Raw genomic sequence first — 18,891 nt, 5'->3', positions numbered from 1 at the left:
ATACATATAAAAGGGGAATTAAATATGGGGCCTACGCAAGAGACTTATACAATTGTACGTTATCAATCTGGTACATTTTCAAAACAACTTGATGAGATTGTCACAGAATCTCCTATTACTATTAAATTGAATGGTGAAGAATATGTAACAGTCGTATGCACACCAAATTATATTGAAGATATGGTAATTGGTTTTTTAATTTCTGAGGGGATTATTTCTTCCTATAAAGATGTTGAAGAACTATGGGTTCAAAAAGATAACGGAATTGTCCATGTAAAATCATCAAAAGTGAATCCGCTCTATCAAACTTTATATAATAAACGATACATCACTTCTTGCTGCGGAAAAGGTAGACAAGGTTTTATTTTCGTAAACGACGCAGCAAAAGCAAAAGACTTACATGATATACATGTAAAAATTACTCCTGAAGAATGCTTTCATTTAATGAATACCTTGCAACAATCTTCTACTACATTTCGCCAAACTGGCGGTGTTCACAATACCGCGCTATGTGATCGAAACAATATCCTCCTATCAAGAATGGATATTGGAAGACATAATGCATTAGATAAAATATATGGTCATTGTTTGCGTAACGATATATCCATTAAAGGAAAAATCATCGCATTTAGCGGACGTATTTCATCCGAAATTTTACTCAAAGTTTCAAAAATCGGATGTGAAATTGTTCTATCTAAATCCGCTCCAACAAAACTGGCATTGCAACTTGCCCATGATTTAGGCATTACAGTCGTAGGGTTTATTAGAAATGAATCTTGTAATATTTACACACATCCAAAACGAATTGATGGCTATCAATCCAATGTTTAAAAAATAAATCCTCAATCGAGGATTTATTTTAGTTATAAAAATGTAACATATTAAACACTTGAATAGTTAACAAAGTTAATATATAATTTCATTACATAATTAAAACAAAACATTGTAGCATATATCTTTTCATTCTTTTACAAATTAAAAGAGAATACTAACAAAACATATACTCAATCTTATAAAAGTAATGGATTTATTTGAAATCCACCAGGGAGGTTACAACTATGGAAATTCGCTTATTAACAACAGAGGACGCAGAAATATATTTAAAAGTTTGTATGGAAGGTTTAACGAAAAATCCGGAAGCTTTTAGCTCTTCTTATGAAGATGTTTTGAAACATGAGGATCCTGTAGCTGCTATGGCTAAACGATTAAGCAATCCGGATAAGTATACTCTAGGTGTCTTCAAAGATAATGATTTAATTGGTATCGCTACTTTAGAAACAAAACCATTTATTAAACAAGAACATAAAGCAAAAATTGGCTCCGTTTTTGTTTCTCCAAAAGCACGTGGTCTCGGAGCAGGACGAGCTCTAATTAAAGCAATTATCGAAAATGCCGATAAATTACATGTAGAACAACTTATGCTCGATGTTGTAGTTGGTAACGCTGGTGCCAAAAAATTATATGAATCATTAGGTTTCCAAACTTACGGCGTACAAGAACGTTCATTAAAACATAACGGTCAATATTGGGACGAGGAACATATGGTTCTGTTCTTAAATGATTAATACTTCAATATAAAGTGAAACTTTACTAAGTGGGAGATTTTTCCATCCCCCACTGAGTATTAGCTGAACCAATCGGGCTTTTACGGGGTAGTTTTCCAAAAACATCTTTCTTAATAAGAAAGATGTTTTTTTGCATTACAACAATGTAATCTTCATGTCACCTTTATCGATCGTACCAATCCTTACCATTCATTATACTAAAAATATAAAGTGAAACTTTAATTAGTAAAGCACCAATCACAAAATGAACGTATAGCATTCAATTGATATGTAGAGGAGAATGTGACATGAAACAAAACAAACGAGCTGTGCTTTTAATATGTACTACAGCAATTGTAACTTCTGGTTTAGCAATTTTACCTTGGTTTATCATATAGGAATACTCCCCTAATAATGAAAAAAGCTGATTGCTTCTTAAGAAGCAATCAGCTTTTTTATTTTATAAAATCCCTAAAATTTTATTTACGCAACTTATAATAATAACCATAGATACGGCAACACACATGACAACCGTATTACGATCTTGCTTTTCTTTTTTTGAAATTTCTTCTTTTGGATTCATGTGTATGATCTCCTTTTAAAAAAAGTGTGAGATAGGAAATTTTTCTTATCCGATGCGAGGTGAATACGAAAACCCTCTCTATCTCACATACACAATAGAATGGAATTGTCATTTTATAAATAAAATGACATGACGTTATGTCGCAACATAGGGTATTTTGTGTCGCTACGTTTTCTATTATAAAAAATAGTTGTGCAAAACTAGTGCATTTTTTATGTCAATTACTCTGAGCGAAAAAATCAGCCCTCCATTCAATCACATAAAAAGAGTTTTTATCCTTTTCGGCAAGAAGACTCCATCTGATTTGTGTTACGGGTGAAACCCAACAATTCAGGTGGAGATGAATTGCCGTCAGTCAATAAGGCTGAACTTTTTTGTTTCTTTTTGTCTTACGATACAATCTACTCTTAGATAAGGAGGGTATAGATCGTAAAACAACGAAATTGAATAATGATAATCATTCGGTTACTTGAGCCAAAAGGAATTACGATGAAGACTATATTCACATTTTGTTCCGTTTCATTTCAAATATTATCTTAGGGAAGAAATAATTTTAATGAACTCTCTGAGAAAGGTGGTGAAAACAATGGTTAAAAAGAAAGCAGTGAAAGTATTACGCAAACAAAAGAAAAGAGAAAACATGCAACGATTCACGCAGAAACAAAATATCGGACGAGCTAGTCTGACTGCAAAAGAATTCCGCTTACTGCAACGCATGTCACATAGTTCAAAAGCATTGCGAAATGTTGGATTGTACACGATGAAACAAAGTTATTTGAACCATAATAAAATGGCTACTGTAAAAGAAGTAGATACCGCCATGCAAGCCGATATGAACTACTGGGGCGTGCAATCAAACTCTGTGCAGGCTATTCGTAGAGCCTTATATGCAGAAGTGAAGAGCTTTTTTAAGGCATTGGAAACGTGGAAGAAAAATCCTGAAGCATTCACAGGGCGTCCTAATTTTCCGAATTATTCTCATTCAACTGACAAACGAATCATTGAAATCTATCAAGTGCCAAAAGTGGATGATAACGGGTATTGGCTGATTCCGATGAGTGTTGCATTCAGAAAAAAATTCGGTTCCATTAAAATACGTATGCCGAAAAACTTAAGACATAAAAAAATCTCCTACATTGAGCTTGTACCGAAGCAAAAAGGTCGGTTCTTTGAGGTGCATTACACATATGAGATGCACGTTTCTCAAATGAAGAAAACATCCACGACTACGAATAACGCTTTGAGTTGCGATTTAGGTGTAGACAGATTAGTAAGTTGCGTAACCAATACAGGTGATACATTTTTAATTGATGGTAAAAAACTAAAAGCCATTAACCAATACTTCAATAAAATGATACGTAGTCTGCAACAGAAAAATGTTGAAAACGGAATTTCAAAACGAGTTGTAACGAACAAAATGGCTGCACTTTGGCATAAACGGGAAAGGCAAATAAATGGTTACATTTCACAAACTGTAGGCTTGTTGTTTAAAAAAGTGAAAGAATGTAGTGTAGATACGGTTGTAGTAGGTTATAACGCTGGTTGGAAACAAAAATCAGATATGGGAAAAAAGAATAATCAACAATTTGTTCAAATCCCGTTTCATAAACTGATTGCGGCAATTGAGAATAAATGTATAAAAGAAGGCATCCGGTTTTTCAAACAAGAAGAAAGCTATACTTCAAAAGCTAGTTTTCTTGATAAAGATCCGGTTCCAGTTTGGACTAAGGATGATAGGACACACTATCACTTTAGTGGCAAACGAATGACTCGTGGTCTGTACCAAAGTAAAGCAGGAACATGTATCCACGCTGATATTAATGGTGCGCTGAATACATTGCACAAATCAAAAGTGGTAGAATTGAAAGAGAATCTTAAAGTGAAAACGCCGATTCTATTAGAAGTGCAAAAACGTAAGGCTGTTGCTTCGCGCATAGCTTAGTGGGTGCGTCAACCATCCATATGTACTCGACTTGTCGGGGCTTGTAGCACACGCCAGATTCATCTGAGTGGTTGCTTCTTCCACAAGGGAGAATTGCTCTTTTTCGAAAGGGTGGTGCAAGTGGGAAAACAATCATTCGTTGCCAGTACCAACCAAAAACATACTTGGGGTGTTACCATAAGGTGGCATGAATGCTAGAGCGTCAAACTGTCTAGCGATGGACGAAAAGACCTAGCGTTCAAACTCAAGCCCCCACTGAAACGATTCATTTCAGTGGGGGTAGTTGACTATTTTCATGTAAACTATACAAGTAGAATGAACAGTTTGGGGTGCACAAGATTATGGTAAAAATTTTATTAGTAGACGATGAAGAACGTATGTTACGATTATTAGATCTGTTCTTAAGCCCTCGCGGCTATTTTTGTATGAAAGCTACCTCTGGCCTTGAAGCACTAAAATTAATCGAACAAAAAGAATTCGATATTATTTTATTAGATGTTATGATGCCAAGTATGGATGGATGGGATACTTGCTATCAAATTCGTCAAATTTCCAACGTTCCTATCATTATGTTAACAGCTCGCAACCAAAACTACGATATGGTGAAAGGCCTCACGATGGGCGCAGATGATTATATTACAAAACCATTTGATGAGCATGTATTAGTCGCACGAATCGAGGCTATATTACGCCGTACAAAGAAAGATGGCTTTGTTAGTTTCAATGGTATTGAGTGGGATAAAACGAAACATACTGTCACAGTTTATGATGAAAAAATCTCATTAACTCCTATCGAATTTTCGTTACTCGGATTATTTTTGCAAAATACAAACCGTGCTTATAGCCGAGATGATTTAATCGAAAAAATTTGGGGCTATGAAACAGATATCGAATATAGAACAATTGATTCACACATTCGTAATATCCGTGATAAACTACGCAAAAAAGGATTTCCAATTGAAGATTACCTAGAAACGGTCTATAAAGTCGGATATAAATGGAAAAGTGAATAATTACTTCGGTCAGTGGGAAATCGTATACCACTGACTCTTTATTATGAATAAGGTATGGTGAAAAAATGAGTAAACTTTCCCTTAAAATTGGGACATACTTTTTAATATTAGCTTTATGTATTGAAACAATTGCTTTCGTATCTTTTTATAAAAGCCTTTCAAAAATGCGTATTGTAGAGGAAACAGATGCTCTTTTAGAGAAAGGTAATCGCTATAGTAAAAAAATTAAAAGCCGCGAGAGACGGGATGAATATTATAAAGAAATGAAACACGCTGAACATAATAAAAATCCTAAACGTCCTGTGTATCCTGAGTTCGATATTACGAATGAGGCTGCACACTTAGTTGAATCGGAATCAATTTCTAACTCCGATATAGCTATCATTATTACTGACCATAACGGCAAAATTATTTCCACCTCAGAACCCGTAACAAAAGATATGCAAAAACAACTTACTTGTAAAACAGAAACTGTCCCAGACGGCGGATTGGTCGTTGAAAGAAACTGGAAAAAATCAAAGTTCATCACAACAGTAAGCCCACTTAACACAACAAAGTTTCAAGGAAAGCTATATATGCTATTAAAAACATCTTTCCTAGAAAATATGTTACTTAAACTCATGAACCAATTTCTTATCATTAGCGTTTTAACAATTATTTTAACAACAATTTCTGTCTTTGTTTTTTCACGCGTTATTACAGAACCACTTGTAAAAATGAAGAGAGCGACAGAAAAAATGTCAAAATTAAATAAACCAATTCAATTAGGTATTAAACGGAATGATGAACTCGGAAGTTTAGCAAAAACAATTGAAGATTTATCGAGTGAACTTACGTATATGAAAAAAGAGCGCAATGAATTTCTCGCTAGTGTCGCTCATGAACTATTAACTCCATTGACCTATATGAAGGGTTATGCAAAGGTAGCAAAGAGAGACTCTTTAACAAAAGAGGAGCGAGAAGAATACTTACAAATCATTGAGGATGAAACGGATAGTGTAACCGATCTCGTCCAAGATTTATTTATGCTTGTACAATTAGAACAACACCAATTTGTTATAAAAAAACAAAAAGTGCTTCTTCAGCCATTTTTAGAACGAATGGTTGAAAAAACAAAAACAACATTAACGAATAAGCAAATGCAACTTCATGTATATTGCAAAGATGATTTAGAAGTTTGTATAGACGAAAGACGTATGGAACAAGTTATGTTAAATTTATTACACAACGCTTATCAACATTCGCCAGAAAACACATCTATTACGATACGTGTACTCATGGAAACAGATTCTTTTACAATAAGTGTACAAGATGAAGGTGAAGGTATTCCTGAAGAAGATATCCCGCATATTTTTGACCGCTTTTATCGTGTCGATAAATCTAGAACACGAGCTACAGGCGGAAAAGGTATCGGGCTAGCTGTTGCAAAGGAAATTGTAGAATTGCATAACGGTTCTATTCTAGTAACAAGCCAATTAGGAGCGGGAACAAACTTTATAATCGAGCTACCTTTTGAATAATATGCGTGTGAAAACACCAGTAGTAGTAAACACTACTGGTGTTATTTTGTTCATAAAAACAGCTCATATAAGCTAAGCTTTTGAAATTATTCTTATTTCAATATAAAATAAAGGTACATTTGCAAAGATTTGGAGGGTGATATAATTGGATATCCATGTATTAACAAAAGACGAAGCAGAAATTTACTTAGAACTTCGCGTAGAAGGATTAAAGCAAAACCCTGAAGCATTCAGCTCTTCTTATGAAGATATTATTAATAAAGAGTGTGCGATTGAATATAAAGCACAAAAATTAGCACAAGATGAAAACTATACGCTAGGTGCATTTAAAGATGGAAAATTAATCGGGGTTGCAACACTGGAAACGAAACCATATGTAAAACAAGAACATAAAGCTAAAATCGGTTCTGTATATGTATCTCCAAAAGCACGTGGACTTGGAGCAGGAAAAGCACTTATTAAAGAATGTCTTGAGCTTGCTAAATCTTTAGAAGTAGAACAAGTTATGCTTGATGTTGTTGTTGGCAACGATGGAGCGAAAAAACTTTATGAATCATTAGGTTTTAAAACATTCGGTGTACAAGAACGTTCATTAAAATATAACGGACAATATTGGGACGAAGAGCATATGGTCTTATTCTTAGATGAAAATAAATAATAAAAAACATCCTCATGTTTGGAGGATGTTTTTTTACTTTCTGGTAAACCATGCCGTGTGTAATAATTGAATCGCTTTCGCAATTTCTTCCTCTGATAATATCGCAAACCCAAGTAAAACTACACTCTCAGGCGCCGTACCGTCTTTATAGTACGTAGACACAGGATATATTTTGATACTATGTTTCGCAGCTTCTTGAATTAATTCTTCTTCCCGCATTCCGTTATGCACTTTTAATAAAATGTGTAATCCCGAATCTTCTCCTATCACTTCAACACGATTAGAGAAATACTTCTCTATTTCAAAAACAAGTCGATCTCTCTTCTTTCGGTAGACGACACGCATTTTATGAATATGTTTTTCCCAATAGCCTTCATTTAAAAATCTTCTAATCACTTCTTGGTCCATTCTTGAAACACTTTGTGTATAAAATAAATATTGCTGTTGATACTTTTTAATTAATTTCTTCGGCAACACCATATAGCTCATCCGTAGCGATGGCAATAATGCTTTAGATAGCGTCCCCATATAAATAACTTTCCCCTCTGTATCTAACCCTTGTAGCGCCGGTATAGGCTTTCCAGAATAGCGAAATTCACTATCATAATCATCTTCAATCATATACCTGCCCTCTTCTTTCTTTGCCCATTGTAAGAGCTGCATCCTTCTCGTAATAGGCATAATCATTCCATATGGAAACTGATGGGAAGGTGTAACAAATACAACATTCGCATTGCTATTTTCTAAATCTGCAATACAAATTCCATCTCTATCTAAAGATAACATTTGGACTCTTGCTTCTCCCTGTTCAAAAACAACCATCTTCCTATGATACCCTGGGTTTTCAACTGCATAATTGCTTCCCTTTAACAATTGAAACAATAGTTTCACTAATATTTGTGTTCCCGCTCCTAATACAATTTGACTAGCTGAACAACGCACACCTCTAGATTCATACAAATAATTCGTAATCTCTTCTCTTAAGCTCGCTTCCCCTTGAGGGTGTCCTAGAAAGAGAAGTTCGTTATTATGCGGCTGCCATACTTCATTTACAATTTTCCGATACATATTGAATGGAAAAGCATTTGTATCAATTCCTGTTTGTGTAAAGTCAAATTTATAACTCTTCTCCTGAAACGGTACTTCTTCTATTCTCTCTCCGCAATCCTCTACATGAACCATTTGCTCAATCTTGCATACAAAATAACCTTTTCTCGATATCGACTCAATATAACCTTCTGCAAGTAATTGTTCGTACGCTGCCTCTACTGTATTTTTACTTACTTGTAAATGTATCGCTAACTTTCGCTTAGCTGGTAATTTCGTAAAAGGTACAATCGATCCATCTTTAATTTCTTTTTTTATATACTCATACAATTGCACATATAATGCCTTTTTACTATTCACATTTAAATTAGGCGTTAATTCTAACATAATATCTGACCCCTTAATAAAACTAAAATCTGATACTTTTTACAGTACCAGAAGTTATATATAATTCCTTTTATCATGTCACACATAAAAAATCAAATACCGGAGAGGAGAAACATGATAATGAACAATGGTAGACGTATCGGACTTATTATGATTATTACAGGGGCTACATTATGGGGATTATCTGGTCCAATGATTCAGTGGCTATTTCAGCATACTAATGTATCCTCAATTGATTTTTTAACAATTCGCTTGTTGCTTGCAGGAATATTTATTTTGTCTTTCTTACTTACAAAGAAACAAAACATATTTCAAATTTGGAAACACCCTAGATATTCTATACAACTTATTATTTTCTCTATTCTCGGCATGCTCGGTGCACAATACGCCTTTATCGAAACGGTTCATATTAGTAACGCGGTCACAGCAACGCTATTTCAATTTCTAGGTCCTGTTCTTATTACCATGTATGTTACATTTGAACAAAGAAAATTCCCTGCTTCTATGCAACTATTCGCAATTATAACTGCGCTAACAGGGACATACTTCATTATTACAAATGGCTCAATTGAAAATGTTGTTTTATCTAAAGAAGCTATTATTTTTGGACTATTAACAGCAATCGGATTTGCATTTTATACCCTCCATCCAGCTTCGCTTATTAAAGCATGCGGAACAACCATAGTAATTGGCTGGGGGATGTTAATCGGCGGCATCGCCCTGCTTATTTGTAATAGTTCGTTTGGATGGACTCAGCTTTCACAAACCTTTACACCAAAAACTTTTTCTATGCTTATTCTTATCATTATAAGCGGTACTCTTTCTTTCCTTCTTTATATCGGTAGTCTGAAATATTTAGCCGCAACAGAAACAAGCATTTTATCTAGCATTGAACCCCTTGTAGCTGCCATCGTTTCAATCACTTGGCTAAATGAATCTTTTGGAACATATCAATTATTAGGCGGCGTATGTATCGTTCTGTCCGTTATTTTTTTGACGATGCCTCAAAAAGAAACCGAACCAACCTATACAACGGAACAAATATAAGGTGAAACTTTAATCAGTGTGGGTTTGTTCATCCCCCCCACAGATTATTAACCTACACCAATCGGGCTTTTACGGGATAAAAAATGTCAAAAGAGGTCGTACAAAACTTACGACCTCTTTTTATAATTTAAAGGAATTGTCCCGCCTTCTAGCAAATACAATTACACTAACAATAAAAACTAGGAGTGTGGCACCATGAAAAAAATCGGAACTATGCTACTTCTCTCCTTCCTCATCACTGGATGCACACAAGCACAACCTGATTCAAAAGTACCTAAAACAGAAGCTGTCACAACATCATCCACTCAAGTGAACGCACCTTCCTTCTTTCACCTTAGTGTTTTAAAAGATGTAAATTGGGAAGAAGCACCCTCATTCATAGACGGAAAAATACCTTTAAAAGGCATCGAAAAAAAAATCGCAATGGCTGATAGTCCTATTATCGCAAATGAACAAAATGAAATAATGTGGTACTTTCTAGATTCTGAAATACCAACTGGAAAATTGTCTATTATTGCGCTAAAACAAGGATCTGTAACTCCAACACCAGTACTCTTTCAAAAAGAAACTTCCAAACAAACTTGGACTACTTCAAATACAATCGATTCTACTACAAGCGAACTCCCTCTCGCTATGTCACTACCTTCATCTGGATTATGGTTATTAAATATATATGTGAATGAAAAATATTATGATCAGTTTGTAATCACCGCTGAGTAAAGTGACAAAAATAAACCACTTTCTTACAACAATGTAATTTCTACGTCATGTACTTCGATAGTTGAATTATCTCTCTTCTCTTATACTTAAAGTAAGAAATGAAACGAGGAGAGATGAGAGATGAAAAAAATGATAGAAGTGATCGTAGCAGTAACTGAGGTTTTAGTAAATGGTAAACAAGTTGCAATGGAATTAAATAAATAGTGAAGAAACATAAATAATTCTACACTTCTTCATTATTTTGATTTCTTATCTCAAAAAAGCAGTGCCTTTTTAGGCACTGCTTTTAGCTATTAATAACTTGTTATTTTCGTAATTTGCGCCACGCCTGAATCAATAGCTGCTTTCGCTACTGCTTCTGCAACACTTGGAACAACTCTTTTATCTAATGGATTCGGGATTACATAATTCGCATTACGTTCTTCGTCCGTAATGATGTTAGCGATCCCATATGCTGCCGCTAATTTCATCTCTTCTGTAATATCAGTCGCGCGCACATCTAACGCACCGCGGAATATTCCGGGAAACGCCAATACATTATTTACTTGATTCGCATAATCCGAGCGCCCAGTTCCTACTACAGCTGCCCCAGCCTCTAATGCATCCTCAGGGAAGATTTCTGGAATTGGATTCGCCATTGCAAACACAATTGCTTTCTCATTCATCGTCTGTACAAGTTCTTTCGTTAATACGTTAGGAGCAGATACGCCAATAAAAATATCAGCTTGGTGAATCGCTTCTTTTAACGTTCCACGCACATGTTCACGATTTGTCTTTTTTGAAACTTCAATTTGCGCTTCGTTCATCCATGTTTCACCTTCACAAACAATACCTTCTAAGCTAACTAATGTAATGTACTTTGCACCAGCCTTTAATAATAATTTTCCAATTGCAATTCCTGCCGAACCCGCACCGTTAATAACGATTTTTACATTATCCATTTGTTTGCTAACAACTTTTAATGCATTAATAACAGCTGCTAAAACGACAATAGCTGTTCCATGTTGATCATCATGGAATATAGGAATATTCGTTTCTTCTTTTAATCGTTTTTCAATTTCAAAACAACGTGGTGCTGCAATATCTTCTAAATTAATCCCTGCAAATGTAGGCTCTAAATTTTTTACAAGGGTAACGATTTCATCTACATCCGTTGTGCCTAAACATAATGGGAAAGCATCTACATTCGCAAACTTCTTAAACAAAATACTTTTTCCTTCCATAACAGGCATAGCCGCTTTTGGTCCAATGTTTCCTAAACCAAGTACCGCTGTTCCATCTGAGACAACCGCCACCATATTACCACGTGCTGTATAGTCATACACCGTTTCTTCATCTGCCGCAATTGCTTTACAAGACTCAGCTACACCTGGTGTATACGTCAGGCTTAAATCATCCGCTGAATTTACCTCCACTTTACTTGTAATTTCAATTTTCCCTACTAACTCTTTATGCAATAACAATGATCTTTCATTAATTTGATTTGCTAACATACTTATAATCTCCCCTTAATTTGACAAGCTAGCTATATGAATATAGCTAGCTTGTTTAATCATGAAAACATCTTTAATAATATTGTCGCTGTTACAACCATTGCTGCCCCGCCTAAACGAGTAGAAATTTGCGCGAACGGCATTAATTCCATACGATTTGAAGCCGATAAAATAGCGACATCTCCAGTTCCACCTAAACCGCTATGACATCCAGTTACAATCGCTGATTCAACTGGATACATTTTCATCACTTTCCCTACAAGAAAACCTGATGCTACCATTGTAAGAACAACCGATGCACACACAACAACATATCCTACTGAAAGAACTGCTGCTACGTCTTTTAACGGAATATATAGCAATCCTAATCCAACCATTAAAGGCCAAGTTAAATTTTTTGAAATAAATTTATATAAATGGAATGCTCCTTGCTCCATTTTCGCTGGCATTAATTTAAAGTATTTCACAAGTGCTGCTGAGAAAATCATAATGATTGCCCCAGGAATACCGATGAACTTAGAAGCAAATCCTCCGAAGATGAAGAACGTACACGCAATTAATAAACCTGCTCCCATTAATGAGAAGTCAATTGGCTTCTCTGTATTTTGTTCTTTTAATAATTCTGCTTGATTGTCCGTTTTCACTAATACACCGTTACCACTAAGCTCCGGTTTCTTCTCACCTAAACGCTTCATATACCCTGCACTTACAATTGCGAACATATTTCCAATAATAGCTGCTGGAATAAGCTGTGATACAAACGTTGCTGATGATTCATTTAAAATATCACTATAAGCTAGCGACAATGGTAAAATTCCTTCCCCGATACCACCACTCACAATTGGTACGATGATAAAGAAGAATGTCTGCTTCATTTCAAATCCAAATAGTGAACCGACCAATAATCCTACTGCTACAGAAGCTAACGTCCCTACTACTAAAGGAATAAACATACGAACGAAACCTTGTACTAACACTTTACGGTTCATTCCTAAAATACTTCCGACTACTAAACAAGAAATATATAGATATAAAAAGTTCGATTTTTTCATTAACATTGTCGCAGCTTCCATTGAAGCTGGATTCATCCAGTTAAAAAATACAAGTAATGATGGAATAAATAACGAAAGTATTGCTGGACCGCCGATATTTTTTAAAATTGGAATTCTCATCCCAATATCGCCTAAGAAAATCCCCATGATCATAATAACTGCAAATCCACCAATCATATCTGCTGGCAATTTATTATATACAGATGCCCCATAAATAATAGCAGCCAATACTACATATAACGGTAAAGGTATAACACCGATTTTTACATTCATAATTTTAGAAGCGAAAGATTCTCTTTGTACTTCATTTCCTTCAGAAAATGATACCGCTTCCACATTCTTTTGAATTCCCATATGGCACCCCCTCGTTTTCTTAATAACAATATTAAAACGCTTTCAATAGTAAAAATAGTTTTTGTAAGTTTTGTAATTGATTTTGTAATTAAAAAAAGTATAAGCGACTTATACTAAGTCGCTTATACGTAAAACTCTATTTTCTTTTGATCAACACATCTTAATTTACTTACAGGTCTTCCCACATGTTGGTACATCATTTCGTTTTCTAACACCCCAATGTCAGTCAAAAACATTACATATTTTCGAATAGAAACTCTTGAAATTCCAACTAATTGTGCCATTTCATCTGTTGTAAACACTCTTCCATTCAGCGACTCGATCTTCTGCCAAATTAATTGCAACGTTTGCTTCGTTAACCCTTTCGGAAGCTCTTTAGTGACAGTAGGCTCTCTTTTTTCTTTTTGTAAAATTAACGAATCTAATTCCGATTGACTAATTTTTTGTTGTTCTTTCATGAAAGTAAATTTTTCTCGATATATAGTTAATGCCTCTTTAAATCGTTCAAATGTAAATGGTTTAATTAAATAATCTACAACTCCATATTGTAATGCTTTTTTAATACTCCCCATATCATGTACAGCTGAAATCATCATTATATCGATTTCTTTTTCTTGGTTCCGGATATACATTAAAAGCTCAAACCCAGTCTCTTCAGGCATAAAAATATCAAGTAATACTAAATCCACTCGTGATGTCTCTAATACTTCTATCGCCGACTTTACTGAGTTAACTGCTTGAACAAGTTCAAACCCTCCTACTTGCTCTAAATAGTGCGTATTTAACATTGCTACCATCGGGTCATCTTCTACAATTAAAACTTTAATCATATTTGCCTCTCATCCCTACCTTTAGGTATTTCAATTGTTATCGTTGTTCCCTTTCCTACTAATGAATGCATATGAATTTCCCCATTTATTCGCTGTATACTTTCTTTTACAAGATACAAACCATAACCCCGGTTATCTCCCTTTGTGGAATAACCTTTCGTAAATAATTCCTCTATTTCTTTTTCTTGTATACCTTTTCCCGTATCTTGTACTGTAATAGTTAATATATCCCCATGTTGTATCTCAATTTCAACTTGCTTCTTTTCACAATTCGTCACTGCTTCTAATGCATTATCAATTAAATTTCCGACAATCGTAATAAGTTCATGAGTAATACTTTCATCATCTATTTCCGGCATATAAGAATCTTCACTTATAATTAATTTTATATTTTTCTCTCTAGCATAGCTGAGCTTACCTAGTAAAAAACCAGCAAATACTGGACTTTTTATTCTTTTCATAACTCCACCAATTTCATATTGATGCTCTGATACCATACCGCTTATATACTTCTGTAATTCTTCATACTGTTTCATATGTGTAAGCCCTAATACGACATGCATCTTATTCATAAACTCATGAGATTGTGCCCGTAATGCTTCTGCATATAGTCTAATACCAGTTAGTTCCTCTGCTAGTTTTCTAATCTCTGTTTTATCACGAAATGTTGCAATTGCACCCACTATTTCTCCTTTTACATATAAAGGAACTCGATTCGTCACAATCGTAATTCCATAAATATTTTGTTCTTCGTTTAATTGTACTTCTCCCGTTTGCAATACTTCTTTTATACGTGAATTTGGCATATACAACTCAACATCTTTACCGATAAAATTTTCTTCAAGTCCACTTTTTTTAAATAGACGTTTTGCTTCATTATTAATTAACGTTACTCTAGCCTCTTTATCTACAGCAATGATCCCCTCCTTTACAGATTGTAGCATCGTATTTCTTTCTTCAAGAATTTTTGCTATCCTGTGCGGCTCAAGACCGAATAAACTTTTCTTGATATGTCTAGCTAGCAATATTGCTCCTATAATTCCGACTAATACTCCAACTCCGACACCAATATAAATGATATGTCTACTTTCCTTAACTCTCTCTTTTACATTATCTGCTGAAATACCAACGGCCACTGCTCCAAGTTGTTCACCTGTTTCAGAAAATATTGGTACAAACACTCGCATGGAAATACCTAAAGTTCCTTCTGCTAACGATACATGTTCTTTTCCTTTCAATGCAGGCCCTTCGTCCCCACCAATGAAATGACGACCTATTTTTTGAGGATCTGGATGAGATTTTCTTATTCCATCCATGTCCATAACTACAATAAATTGAACACCTGTGTTTTTTAATATCCTATTTGTATACGTTTGGATTGCAGGAGTATCCGCTTTCCCAACCAAGCCATTGATTACAATTGAATCATTCGCCACAATGTGTGCAATTGTTTTTGCTTTCTCTGCTTGGCTATCCTCCGTCGCCCGTTCTACATTATGACTAATTAATATATCTGTCACAAGTAAAGAAAAAATTACAACTGTACAAACTAACAATGTAATCGTTTTCCACAAATTCCATAGTCTTTTTCTTTTTTTCATCCCGTTAATGACTCCCCTAATTGCTGAATAGAAAAATAAGTAAGGTGATATTATTTTCACCTTACTTATCTGCTGTTATTATACTTTAAATTTACTAGTCATCGCTTGTAGTTCTTCGGCCATCCCAGCTAAGTTTTGCGAAGCTGAACTAATTTCCTCCATTGAATTAACCTGTTCTTCTGTTGAAGCCGCAACACTTTGCATACTAGCTGTATTTTCTTCTGCAGCCGCTGCAATTTCATCAATAGCATTTGTCACTTCATTTGCATCTCCAGCAATTCTCTTCGTTGTTTCTACCATTTGATTAACTTGAGAAACAATATGTGTAGTAGAACTTAAAATTTCCGTAAAACTTACTTTCGTTTTTGTTACAACATCAAGGCCTTGTTGAACTTCTCCATTCACATTATCCATTGCCTTAACAGTATGTTCAATATCCGCCTTAATTTCTGCAATTAAATTTGCAATCTCTCCAGATGACTCTCCTGATTGCTCTGCTAATTTTCTAACCTCATCTGCTACAATAGCAAATCCTCGACCCTGTTCACCTGCTCTTGCTGCTTCAATAGCCGCATTTAAAGCTAATAAGTTCGTTTGAGTAGCTATGTTTTGAATTGCTTCAGAAATAGCTCCTACTTGCTTTGATTTCTCATCAAGAAGTTTAATAATAGCATCTGACTCGGATACCGACCTAGAAATAGACTGCATTTGTTTTGCAGTTTGTTCAACTAAATCTTCTCCCTCTTCAGCTCTTTCTCTCGCATGTAATGAGGAAATAGAAATTGACTCTGCGCTTCCGGTTACATCTTGAATTGCTGTATTTACTTGTTGTAATGTAGCCGCACCTTCTTCAACACCTTGACTTTGTGATTCAGCCCCACCTGATACTTGTTCCATTGCAATTGTAATTTGATCTGTCGCATCATTTGCTTGCTGTACGCTCGCTGTTAACTCCTCAGCCGATGCCGCGACATGTTCTGCTGAAAAGCTAATTTGGGTAATAACATCTTGTAAAGACGTAGACATTTCATTAAATGAAGTCCCTAATTTCCCTATGTCATCCTTAGAATGGATTGTAATTTTCTCTGTTAAATCTCCCTTACTAATTTTATATGCTGATTCAGCTATTTTTCGTAATGGCCCTGTAATAGACCTTGTAATGAAATAAATTAATACACTACCAAATGCAATAGCGATAGCAATAACAATTAAAGTCTTATAAAACACTGGACTGGCAGCTTGGGTAATTTCTTCATCGAACATAACTCCAACTACTTTCCAGCCGGTTTTTTCATTTGTTGCAAAGATTAAATTCTTTTTATCATCTTGTTCTGTATAAGACACATTTCCTTGTTTATCTTCATAAATTGGTTTAACCCAAGGATCAGTAACTTTCGCACCTGGTTTTCTAGATGGATGACTAACAATTTGCTTATTTTGATCTAAAATAACTGCATAACCTTTTTCACCAATGTTAATCATTTTGGAAATTTTTAAGATGTTATCTAAATTTAAGTTAATTCCTATAACACCTTTACCATCTTTTACTTCTTTCGCAATGGTCACTACCATATTTTTTGTAGATGCTGATTGATATGGTGCAGTAACAATTACTTTCCCTTTATTTTCATGTGCTTCTTTATACCAAGATCTATCTGTTGGATTATACCCATCAGCCATTTGGATAAATGGTTCTCTTATAAACTTTCCCGTCTGCGTTCCAATATAAATACCTTCTACTTCTGGATGAAGCTTTATATATTGTGCTAACTTCGTTCTCACTATCTCTTCTTGTCCATTTGGATATGTATCCTCTGTTAAGATGTCTGCAAAATACGTCGCATCAACAAATTTCTCTTCTATATTTTGAGAAATAACAGTATTTAAAACTGAAATATTCTCCTTTGCTTTATCTGTCATTTGATGTTCAAAATTTGTTTTGGCAGTTTGATATGAAACACCACCGATAATAATTCCTGGTATAGTTAAAATAATAAAAAATGAAATGATTAATTTTTTCTTGATACTCATACATTTAACCCAGTTAAATATTTTTTGCATAATAAGCCTCCTTTATGTAATGTGGATACTTGTGTCATTTTATACAATTAACATACATAAAACAATATATAATGATAACATGTAAATTTTTCGTCAATTATGCATTTTTCCATATTCACTCCTTAATAAGGATTTTAATCATAAAATAAGAGAACTTTAGCATTATATATACTAAAGTTCTCTTATTTCTCAACAGCTTCTACTCTAAAAAATTTCTCTTATAATCTTCAATCTCTATCCTTCGCCTTATAGTCATCTTACTAAAACTCTTCATCCTAATTTATTTGGAGCTCTTTACATAACTAATTGCCTGACTCCCCATTTGCACCCATGCCTGTTCAAAGCTTTCTCTCGGTACTTTTACATCTAAGCTATCCTCAAGTGGATCTCGAATATATACAGATTCCTGATCATACCCAATAAGTACAATACAATGTTCATTATACGTAATAGAAACATCTCCACTATTTGTTTCCCATGTAGTAAATTCATCTTCATCTAATGGTGCAAATGTTGCATTCGTAATCATGACTACCGGTTTCCCTGCTTTTACACTCTTATAAATCTCTTCTATATTCTTCCCAGTTAAGTCTACAGCTTTATTAGGTAAATATTTTTCTGCTAACTGAAAAAGTGGCCCATGATATACACCATATCCTGATTCAGAGAATGTATAAATATTACCTACAAATCCTTCATTTGGATTCCCGCGCACACCATCGTCTATAAAATCAACTTTTTTTATTTCATTTGCTAATGTCATCTTATCCACTGAAACACCAGCGTATTGTAACATCATTGCTAAACTTGTCACTTCACAGCCTCTATCCAATTCTGGTAACTGCTGAATTAATGGAACATTTGATAAGATGACTTTTTCATCGTTATTACTAAACTCCGTTTCTTTTCCTCTTTGTATATTTGAGAATGTAAACTTCTCTACATACTTTGGAATTCCATTTGTATATACACTCCATATTGCTGCACCTAGTAAAGCTGTACATATATACCACTTCAATTTTCTTATCACTTTCACGCC

At 34.6% G+C, this 18,891-nt stretch carries 16 protein-coding genes; 8 read left to right on the top strand and 8 right to left on the bottom strand.

The annotated features are described in order from the left end of the window. Positions 1-24 precede the first annotated feature (24 nt). Together fdhD and CN409_RS24340 are read left to right on the top strand one after the other, a co-directional pair. Entirely contained in the window at positions 25-831 is an 807-nt protein-coding gene (gene fdhD / locus CN409_RS24345; protein ID WP_000529230.1) for a formate dehydrogenase accessory sulfurtransferase FdhD, read from the top strand. A gap of 227 nt (positions 832-1,058) precedes the next feature. Continuing rightward, complete coding sequence (locus CN409_RS24340) at positions 1,059-1,565, top strand: GNAT family N-acetyltransferase (protein ID WP_000405874.1); 507 nt, start codon at positions 1,059-1,061, stop codon at positions 1,563-1,565. Positions 1,566-2,004: 439 nt separating this feature from the next. On the opposite strand, the gene CN409_RS32590 is transcribed toward CN409_RS24340, so the two are convergent. After that, positions 2,005-2,127 carry a hypothetical protein gene (locus tag CN409_RS32590; RefSeq protein ID WP_001068392.1) on the bottom strand — a complete coding sequence of 41 codons (123 nt, stop codon included), beginning with the start codon at positions 2,125-2,127 and terminating at the stop codon, positions 2,005-2,007. A 586-nt stretch (positions 2,128-2,713) separates the two neighbouring features. On the opposite strand from CN409_RS32590, the gene CN409_RS24325 reads away from it, so the two are divergent. The 4 genes from CN409_RS24325 (at position 2,714) to CN409_RS24305 (ending at position 7,260) form a co-directional block, all read left to right on the top strand. Continuing rightward, complete coding sequence (locus CN409_RS24325) at positions 2,714-4,069, top strand: RNA-guided endonuclease TnpB family protein (protein ID WP_042597091.1); 1,356 nt, start codon at positions 2,714-2,716, stop codon at positions 4,067-4,069. Positions 4,070-4,410: 341 nt separating this feature from the next. Continuing rightward, positions 4,411-5,082 carry a response regulator transcription factor gene (locus CN409_RS24315; RefSeq protein WP_000238957.1) on the top strand — a complete coding sequence of 224 codons (672 nt, stop codon included), beginning with the start codon at positions 4,411-4,413 and terminating at the stop codon, positions 5,080-5,082. Positions 5,083-5,147: 65 nt separating this feature from the next. Then, the gene (locus tag CN409_RS24310) at positions 5,148-6,602 is read left to right on the top strand and encodes a HAMP domain-containing sensor histidine kinase (RefSeq protein ID WP_000041024.1); all 1,455 of its coding nucleotides are present in this window, start codon (positions 5,148-5,150) and stop codon (positions 6,600-6,602) included. Positions 6,603-6,747: 145 nt separating this feature from the next. Further along, positions 6,748-7,260: a GNAT family N-acetyltransferase gene (locus CN409_RS24305; RefSeq protein ID WP_000351212.1), complete on the top strand. Its 513-nt coding sequence runs from the start codon at positions 6,748-6,750 to the stop codon at positions 7,258-7,260. A gap of 33 nt (positions 7,261-7,293) precedes the next feature. Here CN409_RS24305 and pdxR read toward each other — a convergent pair whose 3' ends face one another. Beyond that, the gene (gene pdxR / locus CN409_RS24300; protein ID WP_000891922.1) at positions 7,294-8,694 is read right to left on the bottom strand and encodes a MocR-like pyridoxine biosynthesis transcription factor PdxR; all 1,401 of its coding nucleotides are present in this window, start codon (positions 8,692-8,694) and stop codon (positions 7,294-7,296) included. A gap of 120 nt (positions 8,695-8,814) precedes the next feature. On the opposite strand from pdxR, the gene CN409_RS24295 reads away from it, so the two are divergent. Together CN409_RS24295 and CN409_RS24290 are read left to right on the top strand one after the other, a co-directional pair. Next, entirely contained in the window at positions 8,815-9,741 is a 927-nt protein-coding gene (locus CN409_RS24295) for a DMT family transporter (protein ID WP_097981462.1), read from the top strand. Positions 9,742-9,936: 195 nt separating this feature from the next. Beyond that, entirely contained in the window at positions 9,937-10,461 is a 525-nt protein-coding gene (locus CN409_RS24290; RefSeq protein WP_000719685.1) for a DUF4871 domain-containing protein, read from the top strand. A gap of 293 nt (positions 10,462-10,754) precedes the next feature. Here the strand turns inward: CN409_RS24290 and CN409_RS24285 are convergent, their stop codons facing one another. The 6 genes from CN409_RS24285 to CN409_RS24260 form a co-directional block, all read right to left on the bottom strand. Then, positions 10,755-11,954, bottom strand: coding sequence for an NAD(P)-dependent malic enzyme (locus CN409_RS24285; RefSeq protein WP_000880775.1), 1,200 nt, complete (start codon positions 11,952-11,954; stop codon positions 10,755-10,757). Positions 11,955-12,013: 59 nt separating this feature from the next. Next, positions 12,014-13,360 (bottom strand): 2-hydroxycarboxylate transporter family protein, encoded by a 1,347-nt coding sequence (locus CN409_RS24280; protein WP_000512725.1) that lies wholly within the window; start codon positions 13,358-13,360, stop codon positions 12,014-12,016. A 122-nt stretch (positions 13,361-13,482) separates the two neighbouring features. Beyond that, positions 13,483-14,190 carry a response regulator gene (locus CN409_RS24275; RefSeq protein WP_000598691.1) on the bottom strand — a complete coding sequence of 236 codons (708 nt, stop codon included), beginning with the start codon at positions 14,188-14,190 and terminating at the stop codon, positions 13,483-13,485. Next, positions 14,187-15,791, bottom strand: a complete 1,605-nt coding sequence (locus CN409_RS24270; RefSeq protein ID WP_000746398.1) for a sensor histidine kinase — start codon at positions 15,789-15,791, stop codon at positions 14,187-14,189. Before CN409_RS24270 ends, CN409_RS24275 begins: the two co-directional genes overlap by 4 nt. A 78-nt stretch (positions 15,792-15,869) precedes the next feature. Continuing rightward, positions 15,870-17,852 carry a methyl-accepting chemotaxis protein gene (locus CN409_RS24265; protein WP_001169182.1) on the bottom strand — a complete coding sequence of 661 codons (1,983 nt, stop codon included), beginning with the start codon at positions 17,850-17,852 and terminating at the stop codon, positions 15,870-15,872. 280 nt (positions 17,853-18,132) lie between these two features. After that, positions 18,133-18,888 (bottom strand): C39 family peptidase, encoded by a 756-nt coding sequence (locus CN409_RS24260; RefSeq protein WP_003255893.1) that lies wholly within the window; start codon positions 18,886-18,888, stop codon positions 18,133-18,135. Between the last annotated feature and the right edge of the window lie 3 nt (positions 18,889-18,891).

This window comes from Bacillus sp. AFS012607, from assembly GCF_002558005.1.
GTDB lineage: Bacteria > Bacillota > Bacilli > Bacillales > Bacillaceae_G > Bacillus_A > Bacillus_A thuringiensis_S.
Note: the sequence above shows the minus strand (reverse complement) of the source record. Positions and strands in the feature narration are given on the sequence as shown.